We start from the raw sequence: 17,380 nt of genomic DNA, 5'->3' as shown, positions 1-17,380 counted from the left end.
CCCTGAATTTAGTGAGAATACCTTAGCGGGAAAATCTGGCGAATCAAGCAATTTGCCGGGTGGCGGTCTGATGCCCTCACCCCAACCCTCTCCTACAGGAGAGGGCGCAAATACTAAAACGGCAACGGGGTTGCCGTTTTGCTTTTACCTACTGCACAGGACTCAACGTAATTTCAACGCGGCGGTTCTGCGCTTTGCCTTCCGCCGTGCTGTTGCTGGCGATCGGGTTAGCCGGACCCATGCCGCTGGTGCGGATGCGGTTCGCTTCTACGCCCTGGGTGATCAGCGAGCTGGCCACGGAATCGGCGCGCTGCTGCGACAGACGCATGTTCAGATCCTGGCTGCCGGTGCTGTCGGTGTAACCAATCACGTTCACGGCAGTTTTATTGTACTCTTTCAGCACTGCGGCCACACCGGTCAGGGTGTTCGCGCCTGCGGGTTTCAGCGTCGCGCTGCTGCTGTCAAAGGTCACGTTGTTTGGCATGTTCAGGATGATGTTGTCACCGCTGCGCGTCACGCTCACGCCCGTACCTTTCATTTTGTCACGCAGTTTTGCTTCCTGCACATCCATGTAATAACCCACGCCGCCGCCCAGGGCTGCGCCTGCCGCTGCGCCAATCAGCGCGCCTTTGCCGCGGTCTTTCTTGGAGGAGGAGAGTACGCCAACGCCAGCGCCTACCAGGGAACCAATACCCGCGCCAATGCCGGATTTGCCCGCTTCGCGTTCACCGGTGTAAGGGTTGGTTGTGCAGCCTGAAACAGCCAGTGCGCCGCTCACCAGAGCGGCAATAACGAGTACGCGTTTTTTCATCTTATTTCCTTAATCCTTTTTATTCTTTGCCACGACGGACGTGGCAGTGGATTATGACGTCCGGATACGGAGAAAATTCAGTGTATAACTCTGAAATTTGTCACAAACGATAAATTGCCTCAATGAAAGGCCGAAACACCTGCACGCAACCAGGAGCGCACGCTTTGAGCACCTCAACAAAAACCATTCTGACCGCCGCCCACTGGGGGCCGATGCTGGTCGAAACCGATGGCGACACTGTGCTGTCGTCTCGCGGGGCTTTGCCTTCGCGCCATCTCAACTCTTTACAGACCGTCGTTCGCGATCAGGTACACAGCAAGACCCGCGTCCGCTGGCCGATGGTGCGTAAAGGCTTTCTGGCGTCACCGGATAAACCGCAGGGTATTCGCGGGCAGGATGAGTTCGTGCGCGTGAGCTGGGACGATGTGCTGGCGCTGATCCATACGCAGCATAAACGCATCCGCGACAGCTATGGCCCGTCGTCCATTTTTGCCGGCTCCTATGGCTGGCGCTCAAACGGCGTGCTGCATAAGGCTGCAACCCTGCTGCAACGCTATATGAGCCTGGCCGGAGGATATACCGGCCATCTGGGTGATTACTCGACCGGCGCGGCGCAGGCGATCATGCCGTATGTCGTGGGCGGGAATGAGGTTTATCAACAGCAGACCAGCTGGCCGCTGGTGCTGGAGCATACAGAGGTGGTGGTGCTGTGGAGCGCCAACCCGCTCAATACCCTGAAAATTGCCTGGAATGCGTCTGACGAGCAGGGCGTTTCCTACTTCGATGCGCTGCGCAAAAGCGGCAAGCGCATCATCTGTATCGATCCGATGCGCTCTGAAACCCTGGATTTCTTCGGCGACAGCGCCGAGTGGATCGCGCCGCATATGGGCACCGACGTGGCGATGATGCTGGGCATCGCCCACACCCTGGTGGAGAACGGCTGGCACGACACGGAATTTCTGGCGCGTTGTACCACGGGGTTCGATAAATTTGCCGACTATCTGACGGGACAAAGCGACGGTATTGCCAAAACCGCAGAGTGGGCCGCGGCGATTTGCGGCGTTAATGCCGTTAAAATCCGCGAACTGGCGGCGTTATTCCATAGCCATGTCACGATGCTCATGTCCGGCTGGGGGATGCAGCGCCAGCAGTTTGGCGAGCAAAAGCACTGGATGTTGGTGACGCTCGCCGCGATGCTTGGGCAGATTGGCACACCCGGCGGCGGTTTTGGTCTTTCCTATCACTTTGCCAACGGCGGCAACCCGACGCGTAAAGCCGCGGTGCTGGCGTCCATGCAGGGCTCGGTGCAGGGTGGCGTGGACGCTGTGGAAAAAATTCCGGTGGCACGCATTGTTGAAGCCCTGGAGAACCCCGGCGGGTTTTATCAGCACAACGGTCAGGATCGCCATTTCCCGGATATTAAGTTTATCTGGTGGGCGGGTGGGGCCAATTTCACCCATCACCAGGATACCAACCGCCTAATCCGCGCCTGGCAGAAACCGGAGCTGGTGGTGATCTCGGAGTGCTTCTGGACTGCGTCAGCGAAACATGCCGATATCGTTTTGCCTGCCACGACCTCGTTCGAGCGTAACGATCTCACCATGACGGGGGATTACAGCAACCAGCATATGGTGCCGATGAAGCGCGTCGTGGCTCCCCGGGATGAAGCGCGGGATGATTTCGACGTCTTTGCCGACCTGAGTGAAATGTGGGAAGCGGGCGGGCGGGAGCGTTTCACCGAGGGCAAAACGGATCTGCAATGGCTGGAAACATTTTACCAGATTGCCAGCCAGCGCGGGGCTGCGCAGGGCGTATCCCTGCCGCCATTTGCTGAGTTCTGGGAGGCGAATCAACTCTTCGAAATGCCGGAAAGCGAGCAGAACGCGCGGTTTGTGCGCTTTGCTGACTTCCGTCGCGATCCGGAGAATCACCCGTTAAAAACCGAAAGCGGGAAGATTGTGATCTACAGCGAACGCATCGCCAGCTTTGGCTACGCGGACTGTCCGCCGCATCCGGCGTGGCTGGAGCCGGACGAATGGCATGGCAATGCGCAGCCGGGGCAGCTTCAGCTGCTGTCTGCCCATCCTGCCCATCGTCTGCACAGCCAGCTCAACTATTCGGCTCTGCGCGAGCAGTATGCGGTGGCGGGTCGTGAGCCGATCGCGCTGAATAGCGACGATGCAAAGGCGCGGGGGATTAACGACGGCGATCTCGTTCGGGTCTGGAACGCGCGCGGGCAGGTGCTGGCAGGCGCCGTGGTGAGTGACGGGATCCGCCCTGGCGTTTTCTGCATTCATCAGGGCGCATGGCCGGATCTGGCGCTGGACGAGGGCGGTATTTGTAAGAACGGCGCCGTAAACGTGCTGACCAAAGATCTCCCCAGCTCGAAGCTGGGGAATGGCTGCGCGGGGAATACGGCGCTGGCATGGGTGGAGAAATATGAGGGGCCGGCGCTTACCCTTACGGCGTTTGATCCGCCTGCCAGCTCATGATCCACGTCGGGTGTTGGGTATCATCCTGCCAGGCGCTGTCTTCGATGCGAAAACCCTGAGCATGATAGAAATTCACCGCCCGCACGTTTTTCTGGTACACCTCCAGGGTTAAATACGGGTAGTGCTGCTGAACGTGGTTCAGCAGCGCACGCCCAATCCCCTTTCCGATGAACGCCGGGGCGACAAACAGCGCCCCCACGAACTGGAACTGCATGACGCTGATAAAACCGCACAGGGTACCGTTTTCTTCCCAGACCCAGGTCTCGGCGGCGGGAAGGTATTCATCCCGCACTACCGCTTCATTCGCTTGCCAGTAACTTGCGTCGATAAACGGATGCGCCTCGGTGGTGCTCTCCAGCCACAGACTCAAAAGCGGCGCGGTGTTCTCACTTTGCCATTTGCGGATCATGGTGGCCCTCCGGATGGCAGAAGCAGCCCGTAATGTGGTCATTGACCAGCCCGCAGGCCTGCATAAAGGAGTAACAGATGGTGGTGCCCACAAACTTAAAGCCGCGTTTTTTCAGCGCTTTCGACAGGGCATCTGAGGCGGGGGTCGACGTTGGGATCTCTGCAAGCGTGGCGGCCTGCGTCACCTTCGGCTCGTTATCCACAAACGACCAGACAAATGCTGAAAAGGGTTCGCCATTTTGCTCCATCGCCAGATAAGCACGCGCGTTACCAATAATGGCCTGAATTTTACCGCGATGGCGGATGATACCGGTATCCAGAACCAGCTTTTGTACGTCGTCGTCGGTCATGGCGGCAATCGCAGCCGGATCGAACTGGTGGAAGGCTTTGCGATAGTTCTCACGCTTTTTCAGAACGGTGATCCACGACAGCCCGGCCTGCTGGCCTTCAAGGCAAATCATTTCAAATAGTTTTTTACCGTCGGTTTCCGGTACGCCCCATTCCTTGTCGTGATAATCGATATAAAGCTGATCCTGGCTTACCCAGCCGCAACGTTGCATAGGTCATCTCCCTTCCTGATACGGTAAACGCAAAAATTTCAATCTGCCCGGCTTGACGTGTCTGCTAAAGAGACAATAGTTAATACAGGGCTATACGCCCTAATACCTCTTCGAACAATGACATATATCGCCGAACTCGGCTCTTTCTGGAGTCGCTTTGATGATGATAAAAAAAATCAGTGGTCGCCATGCTGCTTCTGGCCTGGTGGGTGTTTCAGTCTGCCTGCTTTTTTGTCACACCGCTTTTGCGTGGCAACAGGAATATATCGTTTCAGATGCACAAAGTAATACGACGGAACGTTATACATGGGATGCCGATCACCAACCTCGTTATGAAGATATTCTCGCGGAGCGTATTAACCGCACGCAGAATGCTACGGGGTTTACCCTGAACGATCCCTCCGGTTCGGATGCGGAAACCGTTCTGAGCGTTGGCTGGAATTTTCCCGTGGCGGGACATTTCACCACCGGGCCCGTCATGGCGTGGCGCACTGATGGCGCCCCCCCTGTAACGGTGAATGCGTTTGAGGATACAACCACCACGCAGTCGCTTACCGATCCCCTCTGGCATGCCAGCGTGAACTCATTGGGTTGGCGTGTTGATACGCAGTATGGTGATTTACACCCCTGGGCGAAGATCAGCTATAACCAGCAAACTGAAGAAGAATATTTATATACGCTGGGATTGAGCGCCAAATTTTAAGGGTTGTTATTTTTTTAAACGATACGATAACATATTTAATACAATTATGACGGGGTCTGGAGCGATAGTGCCCACTAACAGAACAGCGCTTCATTCCCCGGCAAGGTCATTCATTCCAGATCCCAGGCATTTCATTCCTTCTCTCCTGCATTTCATTCCGTTTTTCCCCAACGCTATAAAGGTTTTGTTTATCGTTGTCCTCAGCGAAATTCCTTAATTTATCTTGCAGGACACTGCCATGAACACATCAACTTATAACCGCACGCGTTGGCTGACGCTATTCGGCACCATCGTTACCCAGTTCGCACTGGGATCGGTCTATACCTGGAGCCTGTTTAACAGCGCCCTGTCCGATAAGCTCGGCGCGCCGATAAGCCAGGTGGCATTCTCCTTCGGCTTGCTGAGTCTTGGGTTAGCAATTTCCTCTTCCGTGGCGGGCAAACTTCAGGAACGTTTCGGCGTGAAGCGTGTAACCATGGCATCTGGGATCTTGCTGGGCTTGGGATTCTTCCTGACGGCATATTCTAACAACCTGATGATGCTGTGGCTGAGCGCCGGGGTGCTGGTGGGGCTGGCGGACGGCGCAGGTTATCTGCTGACGCTGTCTAACTGCGTGAAGTGGTTCCCGGAGCGTAAAGGGCTTATCTCCGCATTTGCCATTGGTTCATATGGCCTGGGCAGCCTCGGCTTCAAATTCATCGATGCGCATCTGCTGGCCTCGGTTGGGCTTGAGAAAACCTTTATGATCTGGGGCGTGATTGTGCTGGTAATGATCCTCTTCGGCGCCACGCTGATGAAAGATGCGCCGCAGCAGGAAGTGAAAACCGTTAACGGCGTGGTGGAGAACGATTTCACCCTCGCTCAGTCCATGCGTAAGCCGCAGTACTGGATGCTGGCGGTGATGTTCCTGACGGCCTGCATGAGCGGTCTGTATGTCATCGGTGTGGCGAAAGATATCGCGCAGGGAATGGTAAAACTGGACGCGGCGACGGCGGCGAACGCCGTAACGATCATCTCCATCGCTAACCTCTCGGGTCGTCTGGTACTGGGTATCTTGTCTGACAAAATCGCCCGGATCCGCGTGATTACGCTGGGGCAGGTGATCTCCCTGGTGGGTATGGCAGCACTGCTGTTCGCTCCGCTGAACGAGGCGACATTCTTTGCGGCGATAGCCTGCGTAGCCTTTAACTTTGGCGGCACTATTACCGTCTTCCCGTCGCTGGTGAGCGAGTTCTTCGGCCTGAACAACCTGGCGAAAAACTACGGTGTGATTTATCTCGGCTTCGGTATCGGCAGTATTTGCGGTTCACTGATTGCCTCGCTGTTTGGTGGCTTCTACGTGACATTCTGCGTGATATTTGCCTTGCTGATTATTTCGCTGGCGCTGTCCACCACGATTCGTCAGCCGCAGCGCGAGGTATATAAAGAAGCGCATGCATGATTCGATAAAAAGGGGCCGCAGGGCCTCTTTTATTTATTTCTAAATCGCTTCCGGACTTGCTATTTTGTAAAAATCTTCATCGATTCACATTCTCTGCTGCCACTTTTCTTTCCTGCTGTGGTCTACTTATCGCGCTTGTAGACGTTTCTGATAACGGTTGCTCTCGCATCTACTTACTCTGTCAGCTTTCTCACTGAGATTCGGCGGGTCTTTATACCCCTTCCCCCAGGGTTGTTTGCATGAAATATATTAGGTCTCTTACCCAGCAAAGATTGTGTCTGATGCTGGCTGTCTATATCGGTTTGTTTCTGAATGGCGCGGTGCTGTTCAGACGAGTGGAAGGTTATTTCGAACACCTCACTGTAAGAAATGGAATTTTTGCCGCGATTGAAGTGTTTGGCTCAATTCTGGCGACCTTCTTCCTGCTACGTCTGCTCTCGCTTTTTGGCAGACGTACATGGCAGGTTCTGGCCTCGCTGGTGGTGATTATCTCCGCCGCCGCAAGCTATTACATGACATTCATGAATGTGGTCATTGGCTACGGTATTGTGGCCTCGGTGATGACCACGGACATCGACCTCTCGAAAGAGGTGGTGGGTCAAGGGTTCATCCTGTGGACGATTCTGACCTGCCTGATCCCGCTCTTCTTTATCTGGAGTAACACCTGCCGCTACACCCTGTTACGCCAGCTGCGTACCCGGGGACAGCGCATCCGCAACGTCGCCGTCGTTCTTCTGGCGGGTCTGCTGGTGTGGGCGCCTATTCGCCTGATGGAAAAACAGCAAAAAAGGATCGAAAAAGCGACAGGCGTGGATATGCCAAGCTACGGCGGCGTGGTGGCTAACTCGTATCTGCCGTCTAACTGGCTGTCGGCGTTAGGTCTTTATGCCTGGGCTCAGGCGGACGAATCCAGCGATGTGAAATCGCTGATTAACCCAACCAAAAAGTTCACCTACCAGGCTCCGGCTGAAGGGCTGGATGATACTTACGTGGTCTTCGTTATCGGCGAAACGACGCGCTGGGATCATATGGGTATCCTCGGTTATGACCGCGATACCACCCCGAAACTGGCGCAGGAAAAGAATCTTGTAGCTTACCGCGGCTACTCCTGCGATACCGCCACGAAGCTCTCGTTGCGCTGTATGTTTGTTCGTGAGGGCGGTGCGAGTGATAATCCTCAGCGCACTCTCAAAGAGCAAAACGTGTTTGCTGTTCTGAAGCAGCTTGGATTTAGCTCCGATCTGTTCGCCATGCAAAGTGAGATGTGGTTCTACACCAACACCATGGCGGATAACATCGCCTACCGCGAGCAGATTGGCGCCGAGCCGCGTAACCGCGGAAAGAACGTTGATGACATGCTGCTGCTCTCTGAGATGGAACAGTCACTGAAAAACCATCCGCAGGGTAAGCATCTTATTGTTCTGCATACCAAAGGGTCACACTACAGCTACTATCAGCGTTACACGCGCGATTTCGCCAAATGGACGCCTGAGTGCGTCGGCATTAACAAGAACTGTAGCAAGCAGGAGCTGATCAATGCCTATGATAACTCGATTCTGTATGTGGATACCTTCCTCAGTCGGGTGATCGACCAGCTTCGCGATAAGAAAGCGATTGTGATCTACGCGGCCGACCACGGCGAGTCCATCAACGAGAAAGAGCATTTACACGGTACGCCGCGTAAGCTGGCCCCGCCTGAGCAGTTCCGCGTGCCGATGATCATGTGGATGTCGGATAAGTACCTGGAAAATCCGGACAAAGCCAAAATGTTTGCCCATCTGAAACAGCAGGCAGAGATCAAGGTACCGCGCCGTCACGTTGAGCTGTACGACACCATTATGGGCTGTCTCGGCTATACCTCACCGAACGGTGGGATTAACGAAAACAACAACTGGTGTAAACTCCCTGATAACACCACAAAAGCCGCGCAGTAGCTGGTCTGGCGAGAATATCGCCAGTTGAATGGCTTTTTGAAAATAAGGGATTGACGGGGGCGCACCTCAGCAGTAAGATGCGCTCCGCATTCGGCGAGTAGCGCAGCTTGGTAGCGCAACTGGTTTGGGACCAGTGGGTCGGAGGTTCGAATCCTCTCTCGCCGACCACATTCTAAAAAGGGCTAACCGCAAGGTTAGCCCTTTTTGCATTAACGCGTTACCCCGCACGAGTCCTCAAAATACCCCTTAGCCCTGCTTCCCCCTGCCTGCTTGCGGTTTTGTGACATAATCCATTGTATTTTTTTATATATAGTTTGATCTTTTTTCGCGTTGCTTATGGATAACCTCAGCATTTTTCGCTGTGCGTTTTAACGTTCGCGGTATTTAGTGCTCAGATAATCACCATCCTGTAAGAAAATTTACCCATTCTGAATAAAACTTAATCACTGAGTGTTGCGAAATATGAAGATAATTGTGCTGCATCATGGCGAGTAGCATAAATTTCTCTGCTGAAAACTCACGGTCAGGGTTTTTTTAATCTTTGTTTGCGGTTTCTCACACTCCACGTAAATCCCCGCCACCTGTATTGACGTTTTCACATTCTGTTGACAGATTGTAGGGCACGAGGGGCATTTCAGGGAGGATCTGCGCTGCAACTCAAACGCTCTTCTGAAAGGATTCTCTATCCCTTTTAACGCCTTCGGGCATCACCGACCGGACCGGGTAAAAAATAAATAAAGGTCAGGCGGCGTAACACAACAAAGCAAAACATCACATTGGAGCACAATAATGAGTATTTCCTTGAAGAAGTCAGGGATGCTGAAGCTTGGTCTGAGCCTGGTGGCCATGACCGTTGCAGCAAGCGTACAGGCAAAAACCCTGGTTTACTGTTCTGAAGGCTCTCCGGAAGGCTTTAACCCACAGCTCTTTACCTCTGGTACGACTTACGACGCAAGCTCTGTACCGATCTATAACCGTCTGGTTGAATTTAAAACCGGCACCACGGAAGTGATTCCTGGCCTGGCTGAAAAGTGGGATATCAGCGAAGACGGTAAAACCTATACCTTCCACCTGCGTCAGGGCGTGAAGTGGCAGGACAGCAAAGAATTTAAACCTACGCGCGACTTTAACGCCGACGACGTTGTGTTCTCCTTCGACCGTCAGAAAAATGCCCAGAACCCGTACCATAAAGTGTCTGGCGGCAGCTATGAATACTTCGAAGGGATGGGTCTGCCAGACCTGATCGCTGAAGTGAAAAAAGTGGACGATAAAACCGTCCAGTTTGTGCTGACGCGTCCGGAAGCGCCATTCCTGGCTGACCTGGCGATGGACTTCGCCTCGATTCTCTCTAAAGAGTATGCGGACAACATGCTGAAAGCCGGCACTCCGGAAAAAGTGGACCTGAACCCAATCGGTACCGGCCCGTTCCAGCTGCTTCAGTACCAGAAAGATTCCCGTATTCTGTATAAAGCCTTCCCGGGCTACTGGGGCACCAAGCCGCAGATCGACCGTCTGGTCTTCTCCATCACGCCTGACGCATCCGTGCGTTACGCAAAACTGCAGAAAAACGAATGTCAGGTGATGCCGTATCCAAACCCGGCTGACATCGCGCGCATGAAGCAGGACAAAAATATCAACCTGCTGGAGCAGGCGGGCCTGAACGTGGGTTATCTCTCCTTCAACACCGAGAAGAAACCGTTCGATGACGTGAAAGTGCGTCAGGCGCTGACCTACGCGGTGAACAAAGAAGCGATCATCAAAGCCGTTTACCAGGGCGCAGGCGTTGCGGCCAAGAACCTGATCCCACCAACCATGTGGGGCTATAACGACGACATTAAGGACTACACCTACGATCCTGAGAAAGCGAAAGCGCTGCTGAAAGAAGCGGGCCAGGACAAAGGCTTTACCGTTGAGCTGTGGGCGATGCCGGTACAGCGTCCTTACAACCCGAACGCACGCCGTATGGCGGAAATGGTTCAGGCTGACTGGGCGAAGATTGGCGTACAGGCCAAGATTGTGACCTACGAGTGGGGCGAGTACCTGAAGCGCGCCAAAGCGGGTGAACACCAGGCGGTCATGATGGGCTGGACCGGTGACAACGGGGATCCGGACAACTTCTTCGCGACCCTGTTCAGCTGTGCGGCAGCGAAAGACGGTTCTAACTATTCTCGCTGGTGCTACAAGCCGTTTGAAGATCTGATCCAGCCGGCGCGTGCGACCGACGATCACAACAAACGTATCGAACTGTATAAGCAAGCGCAGGTTGTCATGCACGATCAGGCTCCGGCGCTGATTGTTGCTCACTCCACCGTGTACGAGCCAGTGCGTAAAGAAGTGAAGGGCTACGTGGTCGATCCACTGGGCAAACACCACTTCGAAAACGTGTCTGTTGAATAATAAGTAGGGTGTTCTCCCTCTCCCTCCTGGAGAGGGCAGGGGTGAGGGGCGTGCATGCACCCCCTCACCCTAACCCTCTCCCACAGGGAGAGGGAATTTACATTTGTGAGCAATACAGACGTCACGCCACTGAGTGTGCGTCATCAGAGAGAATCCGGGTTATGTTGCAGTTCATCCTCCGACGTCTGGGACTGGTTATCCCGACGTTTATCGGTATCACCCTTCTCACTTTTGCCTTCGTCCATATGATCCCGGGTGATCCGGTGATGATTATGGCGGGCGAGCGTGGTATCTCCCCTGAACGTCATGCGCAACTGCTGGCTGAACTCGGCCTTGATAAGCCGATGTGGCAGCAGTATCTCCACTATATCTGGGGCGTGTTGCACGGCGATTTAGGGATTTCACTGAAAAGCCGTCTTCCGGTGTGGGACGAGTTCGTACCTCGCTTTAAAGCGACGCTGGAACTCGGTATCTGCGCCATGATCTTCGCGACCGCGGTAGGGATCCCCGTTGGCGTACTGGCTGCCGTTAAACGTGGCTCTATTTTTGACCACACCGCTGTTGGCCTGGCACTGACCGGCTACTCCATGCCTATCTTCTGGTGGGGCATGATGCTGATCATGCTGGTCTCGGTGCAGTGGAACCTGACGCCGGTCTCCGGACGCGTCAGCGATATGGTTTTCCTTGACGACACCAATCCGTTAACCGGCTTTATGCTGATTGATACAGCGATCTGGGGCGAAGAGGGCAACTTCATTGATGCGGTTGCGCACATGATCCTGCCTGCAATGGTGTTGGGCACCATCCCTCTGGCGGTGATCGTGCGTATGACCCGTTCCTCCATGCTGGAAGTGTTGGGCGAGGATTATATTCGTACTGCCCGCGCTAAAGGCCTGACCCGTATGCGCGTCATCATCATTCATGCCCTGCGAAACGCTATGCTGCCGGTGGTAACCGTTATCGGTTTGCAGGTCGGTACGCTGCTGGCGGGGGCGATCCTGACCGAAACCATCTTCTCCTGGCCGGGTCTTGGACGCTGGCTGATTGATGCGCTGCAACGCCGTGACTATCCGGTTGTGCAGGGCGGTGTACTGCTGGTCGCGACGATGATTATTCTCGTCAACCTGCTGGTCGATTTGCTGTACGGCGTGGTGAACCCGCGTATTCGTCATAAGAAGTAAGGGGCCATCATGTCACAAGTTACTCAAAATAAAGTGGTCACCGCACCGGTGCCAATGACGCCGATGCAGGAATTCTGGCACTACTTCAAGCGCAACAAAGGCGCGGTCGTCGGGCTGGTGTATGTTTCCATCATGATCCTGATTGCGGTGTTTGCGAACGTCCTTGCGCCGTATAACCCGGCTGATCAGTTCCGCGATGCGCTGCTGGCACCTCCTGCATGGCAGGACGGCGGAAGCCTGGCGCACCTGCTGGGCACCGACGACGTGGGTCGCGATGTGCTTTCGCGCCTGATGTACGGCGCACGCCTGTCGCTGCTGGTTGGCTGCCTCGTTGTCGTACTGTCGCTGATCATGGGGATCGTACTCGGCCTGGTGGCAGGCTACTTCGGCGGCATTGTTGATAACATCATCATGCGCGTCGTCGACATTATGCTGGCATTGCCAAGCCTGCTGCTGGCGCTGGTGCTGGTGGCGATCTTCGGTCCGTCGATTGGTAACGCCGCGCTTGCGCTGACGTTTGTTGCGCTACCGCACTATGTGCGTCTGACCCGTGCGGCGGTGCTGGTGGAAGTGAACCGCGACTACGTTACCGCCTCTCGCGTGGCGGGTGCCGGTGCGATGCGTCAGATGTTTATCAATATCTTCCCAAACTGCCTTGCGCCGCTGATTGTTCAGGCGTCGCTCGGTTTCTCTAACGCCATTCTTGATATGGCCGCTCTTGGCTTCCTTGGCATGGGTGCGCAGCCGCCAACACCGGAGTGGGGCACCATGCTCTCCGACGTGTTGCAGTTCGCGCAAAGCGCCTGGTGGGTCGTCACCTTCCCGGGTCTGGCGATTCTGCTGACGGTGCTGGCATTTAACCTGATGGGTGATGGTCTGCGTGATGCACTTGATCCCAAACTGAAGCAGTAAGAGGCACGAGATGGCGTTATTAAATGTAAATAAATTATCCGTGCACTTTGGCGACGAAGGCACACCGTTTCGCGCCGTGGACCGTATCAGCTACAGCGTTAATCAGGGCGAAGTGGTCGGGATTGTAGGAGAGTCGGGCTCCGGTAAGTCAGTGAGTTCGCTGGCGATTATGGGGCTGATTGACTACCCCGGCCGCGTGATGGCGGAAAATCTGGAGTTCAACGGTCAGGATCTGAAGCGTATTTCCGAAAAACAGCGCCGCCAGCTGGTGGGCGCGGAAGTGGCGATGATCTTCCAGGACCCCATGACCAGCCTGAACCCATGCTACACCGTGGGTTTCCAGATTATGGAAGCGATTAAGGTGCATCAGGGTGGGAATAAGAAAACCCGTCGCCAGCGTGCTATCGATCTGCTGAACCAGGTGGGGATACCTGACCCAGCATCGCGTCTGGACGTTTACCCGCATCAGCTTTCAGGCGGGATGAGCCAGCGCGTGATGATCGCCATGGCGATTGCCTGTCGGCCAAAGCTGCTGATTGCGGATGAACCGACGACGGCGCTTGACGTGACCATCCAGGCACAGATCATCGAGCTGCTGCTGGAGCTGCAGCAGAAAGAGAACATGGCGCTGGTGCTGATTACGCACGATCTGGCGCTGGTGGCGGAAGCGGCGCACAAAATCATCGTGATGTACGCGGGTCAGGTGGTGGAGACCGGAAGTTCGCACGATATCTTCCGCGCGCCGCGTCATCCGTATACGCAGGCGTTGCTGCGTGCGCTGCCGGAGTTTGCCCAGGACAAAGCGCGTCTGGCGTCACTGCCGGGTGTGGTTCCGGGTAAATATGACCGTCCGCAGGGCTGCCTGCTGAATCCGCGCTGCCCGTATGCGACAGATAAATGCCGCGCCGAGGAGCCAGAGCTGAATCTGCTGGCCGATGGTCGGCAGTCAAAATGCCACTACCCACTCGATGATGCCGGGAGGCCAACACTATGAGTACGCACGAGGCCACCACGCAACAGCCGCTGTTGCAGGCTATCGACCTGAAAAAACATTACCCGGTGAAGAAGGGGATTTTTGCTCCTGAGCGCCTGGTAAAAGCGCTGGACGGCGTCTCCTTCAGCCTTGAACGCGGTAAAACGCTGGCGGTCGTCGGGGAGTCGGGCTGTGGGAAATCCACGCTGGGCCGTCTGCTGACGATGATTGAAACGCCAACCGGCGGCGAGCTTTACTATCAGGGCCAGGATCTGCTCAAGCACGATCCGCAGGCGCAGAAGCTGCGTCGCCAGAAAATCCAGATTGTGTTCCAGAACCCGTACGGTTCTTTAAACCCGCGTAAAAAAGTGGGGCAGATTCTGGAAGAACCGCTGCTGATTAACAGCAATCTGAGCAAAGAGCAGCGTCGTGAAAAAGCGCTGGCGATGATGGCGAAGGTGGGGCTTAAAACCGAGCATTACGATCGCTACCCGCATATGTTCTCTGGTGGTCAGCGTCAGCGTATTGCCATCGCTCGTGGGCTGATGCTTGACCCGGATGTGGTGATTGCCGATGAGCCGGTCTCAGCGCTTGACGTGTCCGTTCGCGCGCAGGTGCTTAACCTGATGATGGATTTACAGCAGGATCTGGGACTGTCGTACGTCTTCATCTCCCATGACCTGTCCGTGGTCGAGCACATTGCCGATGAGGTGATGGTGATGTATCTGGGACGCTGCGTGGAGAAGGGGACGAAAGATCAGATCTTTACTAACCCGCGTCATCCGTATACCCAGGCACTGCTGTCTGCGACGCCGCGGCTGAACCCGGATGACCGCCGTGAGCGCATTAAGCTGACCGGTGAGTTGCCAAGCCCGCTTAACCCGCCGCCGGGATGTGCGTTTAACGCCCGCTGCCGTCGCCGCTTCGGTCCGTGTACGCAGTTGCAGCCACAGCTAAAGGATTATGGTGGACAGCTGGTGGCCTGCTTCGCGGTCGATCAGGATGAAAACGGCGAAAAGCCGCATGCATAAATAAAAAAACCGGCGATAAGCCGGTTTTTTTACGTCTGAGGTCTACTTCCGTAAACGAATCTGGTCGACGGCGTGTTTCTCACTCTTGGTGAGGATCAGGCTTGCGCGTTCGCGCGTCGGCAGGATGTTCTCTTTGAGGTTGACGTAGTTGATCTCATTCCACAGCCCGGTCGCCACGCTGATAGCCTCTTCTTCAGAGAGCTGGGCGTAGTTGTGGAAGTAGGAATCCGGGTCGGTGAACGCCCCTTCGCGGAACTTCAGGAAGCGGTTGATATACCAGCGTTGCAGCAAATCTTCCGGCGCATCGACATAAATTGAGAAATCGACAAAGTCAGAGACAAACACATGATGCGGATCGTGAGGGTAATCCATCCCGCTTTGCAGGACGTTTAAGCCTTCCAGAATCAGGATGTCGGGCTGCACAACCGTTTTGTCGCCATCCGGGATGCGGTCGTAGATCAGATGCGAGTAAACCGGCGCGGTAACGTGAGGTACGCCCGATTTTAGATCTGAAACAAACTTTACCAGGCGGTGCATATCATAAGAGAGCGGGAAGCCCTTCTTTTTCATCAGGCCGCGTTCTTTCAACACCTCGTTGGGATGCAGGAAGCCGTCTGTGGTGATCAGCTCCACGCTGCGGTGTTCCGGCCAGCGGCTCAGCAGCGCCTGAAGCACGCGCGCGGTGGTACTTTTACCCACTGCCACGCTGCCCGCAATACTGATGATATAAGGAATACGTTGACCGTTCGTGCCGAGGAACTGTTCCAGGACGGCCTGACGACGCAAATTGGAGCTGATATAGAAGTTAAGCAAGCGAGAGAGGGGGAGATAGATTTCTGCCACCTCTTCCAGGGAGAGATCTTCGTTTATCCCTTTTAGCCGTGCGATTTCACCTTCCGTCAGTGTCATAGGGACGGAGTCACGCAGGGCTGCCCACTGGCTACGGTTAAACTGAAGATAGGGCGTCATTAACGTTTGCTCTTTTTTGCTCATAAGCATGCTTCTGTGAACCATCACGAAACGGCGGGTGCGGGCTCATCACATAATTAATTTTGGACAATGGGCAGGAGGTTAACACCAGATGAGAGGAATAATAAGAAAAAATATGGGAAAGCGATGCTTAACCGGGCAGGTATCACGTGGGGCTATAGCGTGCCGAAATCAGGCGTTCATGTTGAATTTTTAACCGTGAGCGGATGAATTTACAGCGGTTAGCCCTGGTTTCGAATAAAATGTGAGCGAAAGAACGTTTTATGCAATTTTTTAGTTGCATGACTGCGCAGGTCTCCATAGAATGCGCGCTACTTGATGCCGACTTAGCTCAGTAGGTAGAGCAACTGACTTGTAATCAGTAGGTCACCAGTTCGATTCCGGTAGTCGGCACCATCAAGTCCGGTGGGGTTCCCGAGCGGCCAAAGGGAGCAGACTGTAAATCTGCCGTCACAGACTTCGAAGGTTCGAATCCTTCCCCCACCACCACTTTCTGGCAGCGTCAACGCCGCCGGAGCTGGTTGGAAAAATTGACCAGCTCGAACAGAAAAGAGAGAAATCTCTTTTTTTGTTACAGAAAGAACTGGGTAGCCGAGTTTCAGGATGCGGGCATCGTATAATGGCTATTACCTCAGCCTTCCAAGCTGATGATGCGGGTTCGATTCCCGCTGCCCGCTCCAATACGTGCTGATATGGCTCAGTTGGTAGAGCGCACCCTTGGTAAGGGTGAGGTCCCCAGTTCGACTCTGGGTATCAGCACCACTTCACTTCTCCCTCCCTTTCTCTCTGTTTCAATGTAAATGTATTCAACAGTTCAGGCATTTTCGCCTGGTTGATGTGGTGATATCACCGATTTATCCGTGTCTTAGAGGGACAATCGATGTCTAAAGAAAAGTTTGAACGTACAAAACCGCACGTTAACGTCGGTACTATCGGCCACGTTGACCATGGTAAAACAACGCTGACCGCTGCAATCACTACCGTACTGGCTAAAACCTACGGCGGTGCTGCTCGTGCTTTCGACCAGATCGATAACGCACCAGAAGAAAAAGCTCGTGGTATCACCATCAACACTTCTCACGTTGAGTATGACACCCCGACTCGCCACTACGCACACGTAGACTGCCCAGGCCACGCCGACTATGTTAAAAACATGATCACCGGTGCTGCGCAGATGGACGGCGCGATCCTGGTTGTTGCTGCGACTGATGGCCCTATGCCTCAGACTCGTGAGCACATCCTGCTGGGTCGTCAGGTAGGCGTTCCTTACATCATCGTGTTCCTGAACAAGTGCGACATGGTTGATGACGAAGAGCTGCTGGAACTGGTAGAGATGGAAGTTCGTGAACTGCTGTCTCAGTACGATTTCCCAGGCGACGACACTCCAATCGTTCGTGGTTCCGCGCTGAAAGCGCTGGAAGGCGATGCAGAGTGGGAAGCGAAAATCATCGAACTGGCTGGCTACCTGGATTCTTACATCCCAGAACCAGAGCGTGCGATTGACAAGCCATTCCTGCTGCCAATCGAAGACGTATTCTCCATCTCCG

At 54.6% G+C, this 17,380-nt stretch carries 14 protein-coding genes and 5 tRNA genes; 15 read left to right on the top strand and 4 right to left on the bottom strand.

Translation table 11 applies throughout. The features are described 5' to 3' along the window. Positions 1–148: 148 nt before the first annotated feature. Positions 149–811, bottom strand: coding sequence for an OmpA family lipoprotein (locus tag ACOTX1_RS10630; protein ID WP_022650190.1), 663 nt, complete (start codon positions 809–811; stop codon positions 149–151). Between the two features lie 122 nt (positions 812–933). On the opposite strand from ACOTX1_RS10630, the gene ACOTX1_RS10625 reads away from it, so the two are divergent. Further along, a complete protein-coding gene (locus tag ACOTX1_RS10625) occupies positions 934–3,303 on the top strand; it encodes a molybdopterin guanine dinucleotide-containing S/N-oxide reductase (RefSeq protein WP_050595452.1) in 2,370 nt (789 codons plus the stop codon). Here ACOTX1_RS10625 and ACOTX1_RS10620 read toward each other — a convergent pair. Both ACOTX1_RS10620 and tag read right to left on the bottom strand, forming a co-directional pair. Continuing rightward, positions 3,272–3,712, bottom strand: a complete 441-nt coding sequence (locus tag ACOTX1_RS10620; RefSeq protein ID WP_022650192.1) for an N-acetyltransferase — start codon at positions 3,710–3,712, stop codon at positions 3,272–3,274. The two genes, ACOTX1_RS10625 and ACOTX1_RS10620, sit on opposite strands and share 32 nt — an antisense overlap. Then, complete coding sequence (gene tag / locus ACOTX1_RS10615; RefSeq protein WP_023315199.1) at positions 3,690–4,271, bottom strand: DNA-3-methyladenine glycosylase I; 582 nt, start codon at positions 4,269–4,271, stop codon at positions 3,690–3,692. Before tag ends, ACOTX1_RS10620 begins: the two co-directional genes overlap by 23 nt. Before the next feature lie 160 nt (positions 4,272–4,431). Between tag and ACOTX1_RS10610 the strand changes: the two genes are divergently transcribed. From ACOTX1_RS10610 to dppF, 9 genes are all read left to right on the top strand, one after another. Further along, positions 4,432–4,974, top strand: a complete 543-nt coding sequence (locus ACOTX1_RS10610) for a lipase (RefSeq protein WP_022650194.1) — start codon at positions 4,432–4,434, stop codon at positions 4,972–4,974. A 238-nt stretch (positions 4,975–5,212) separates the two neighbouring features. Further along, positions 5,213–6,415 carry an L-lactate MFS transporter gene (locus ACOTX1_RS10605; RefSeq protein WP_023315200.1) on the top strand — a complete coding sequence of 401 codons (1,203 nt, stop codon included), beginning with the start codon at positions 5,213–5,215 and terminating at the stop codon, positions 6,413–6,415. Between the two features lie 239 nt (positions 6,416–6,654). Then, positions 6,655–8,349 (top strand): kdo(2)-lipid A phosphoethanolamine 7''-transferase, encoded by a 1,695-nt coding sequence (gene eptB, locus ACOTX1_RS10600; RefSeq protein WP_023315201.1) that lies wholly within the window; start codon positions 6,655–6,657, stop codon positions 8,347–8,349. A 91-nt stretch (positions 8,350–8,440) separates the two neighbouring features. Further along, positions 8,441–8,517 (top strand) — tRNA-Pro (locus ACOTX1_RS10595). 621 nt (positions 8,518–9,138) lie between these two features. Then, a complete protein-coding gene (gene dppA, locus ACOTX1_RS10590; protein ID WP_003860756.1) occupies positions 9,139–10,746 on the top strand; it encodes a dipeptide ABC transporter periplasmic-binding protein DppA in 1,608 nt (535 codons plus the stop codon). A gap of 161 nt (positions 10,747–10,907) precedes the next feature. Beyond that, positions 10,908–11,927 (top strand): dipeptide ABC transporter permease DppB, encoded by a 1,020-nt coding sequence (gene dppB, locus ACOTX1_RS10585; RefSeq protein WP_006810536.1) that lies wholly within the window; start codon positions 10,908–10,910, stop codon positions 11,925–11,927. Between the two features lie 9 nt (positions 11,928–11,936). Further along, positions 11,937–12,839 (top strand): dipeptide ABC transporter permease DppC, encoded by a 903-nt coding sequence (dppC, locus tag ACOTX1_RS10580; protein WP_003862349.1) that lies wholly within the window; start codon positions 11,937–11,939, stop codon positions 12,837–12,839. A 10-nt stretch (positions 12,840–12,849) separates the two neighbouring features. After that, a complete protein-coding gene (gene dppD, locus ACOTX1_RS10575) occupies positions 12,850–13,833 on the top strand; it encodes a dipeptide ABC transporter ATP-binding protein (RefSeq protein ID WP_022650197.1) in 984 nt (327 codons plus the stop codon). Further along, on the top strand, positions 13,830–14,843 hold the full coding sequence (gene dppF / locus ACOTX1_RS10570) for a dipeptide ABC transporter ATP-binding subunit DppF (protein ID WP_023315202.1): 1,014 nt from the start codon (positions 13,830–13,832) through the stop codon (positions 14,841–14,843). Before dppD ends, dppF begins: the two co-directional genes overlap by 4 nt. Before the next feature lie 42 nt (positions 14,844–14,885). Here the strand turns inward: dppF and coaA are convergent, their stop codons facing one another. Beyond that, the gene (gene coaA, locus ACOTX1_RS10565) at positions 14,886–15,836 is read right to left on the bottom strand and encodes a type I pantothenate kinase (protein ID WP_015569977.1); all 951 of its coding nucleotides are present in this window, start codon (positions 15,834–15,836) and stop codon (positions 14,886–14,888) included. Between the two features lie 317 nt (positions 15,837–16,153). On the opposite strand from coaA, the gene ACOTX1_RS10560 reads away from it, so the two are divergent. The 5 genes from ACOTX1_RS10560 to ACOTX1_RS10540 all read left to right on the top strand — a co-directional run. Beyond that, positions 16,154–16,229: transfer RNA gene (locus tag ACOTX1_RS10560), tRNA-Thr, on the top strand. Positions 16,230–16,237: 8 nt separating this feature from the next. Next, positions 16,238–16,322 (top strand) — tRNA-Tyr (locus ACOTX1_RS10555). A gap of 116 nt (positions 16,323–16,438) precedes the next feature. Continuing rightward, positions 16,439–16,513 (top strand) — tRNA-Gly (locus ACOTX1_RS10550). Between the two features lie 6 nt (positions 16,514–16,519). Beyond that, positions 16,520–16,595 (top strand) — tRNA-Thr (locus ACOTX1_RS10545). A gap of 118 nt (positions 16,596–16,713) precedes the next feature. Beyond that, positions 16,714–17,380: GTP-binding protein (locus tag ACOTX1_RS10540; protein WP_074174211.1), on the top strand; the 667-nt coding region annotated here is incomplete at its 3' end.

The organism is Enterobacter cloacae complex sp. IR5401 (assembly GCF_049238425.1).
Lineage (GTDB): Bacteria > Pseudomonadota > Gammaproteobacteria > Enterobacterales > Enterobacteriaceae > Enterobacter > Enterobacter hormaechei_C.
Note: the sequence above shows the minus strand (reverse complement) of the source record. Positions and strands in the feature narration are given on the sequence as shown.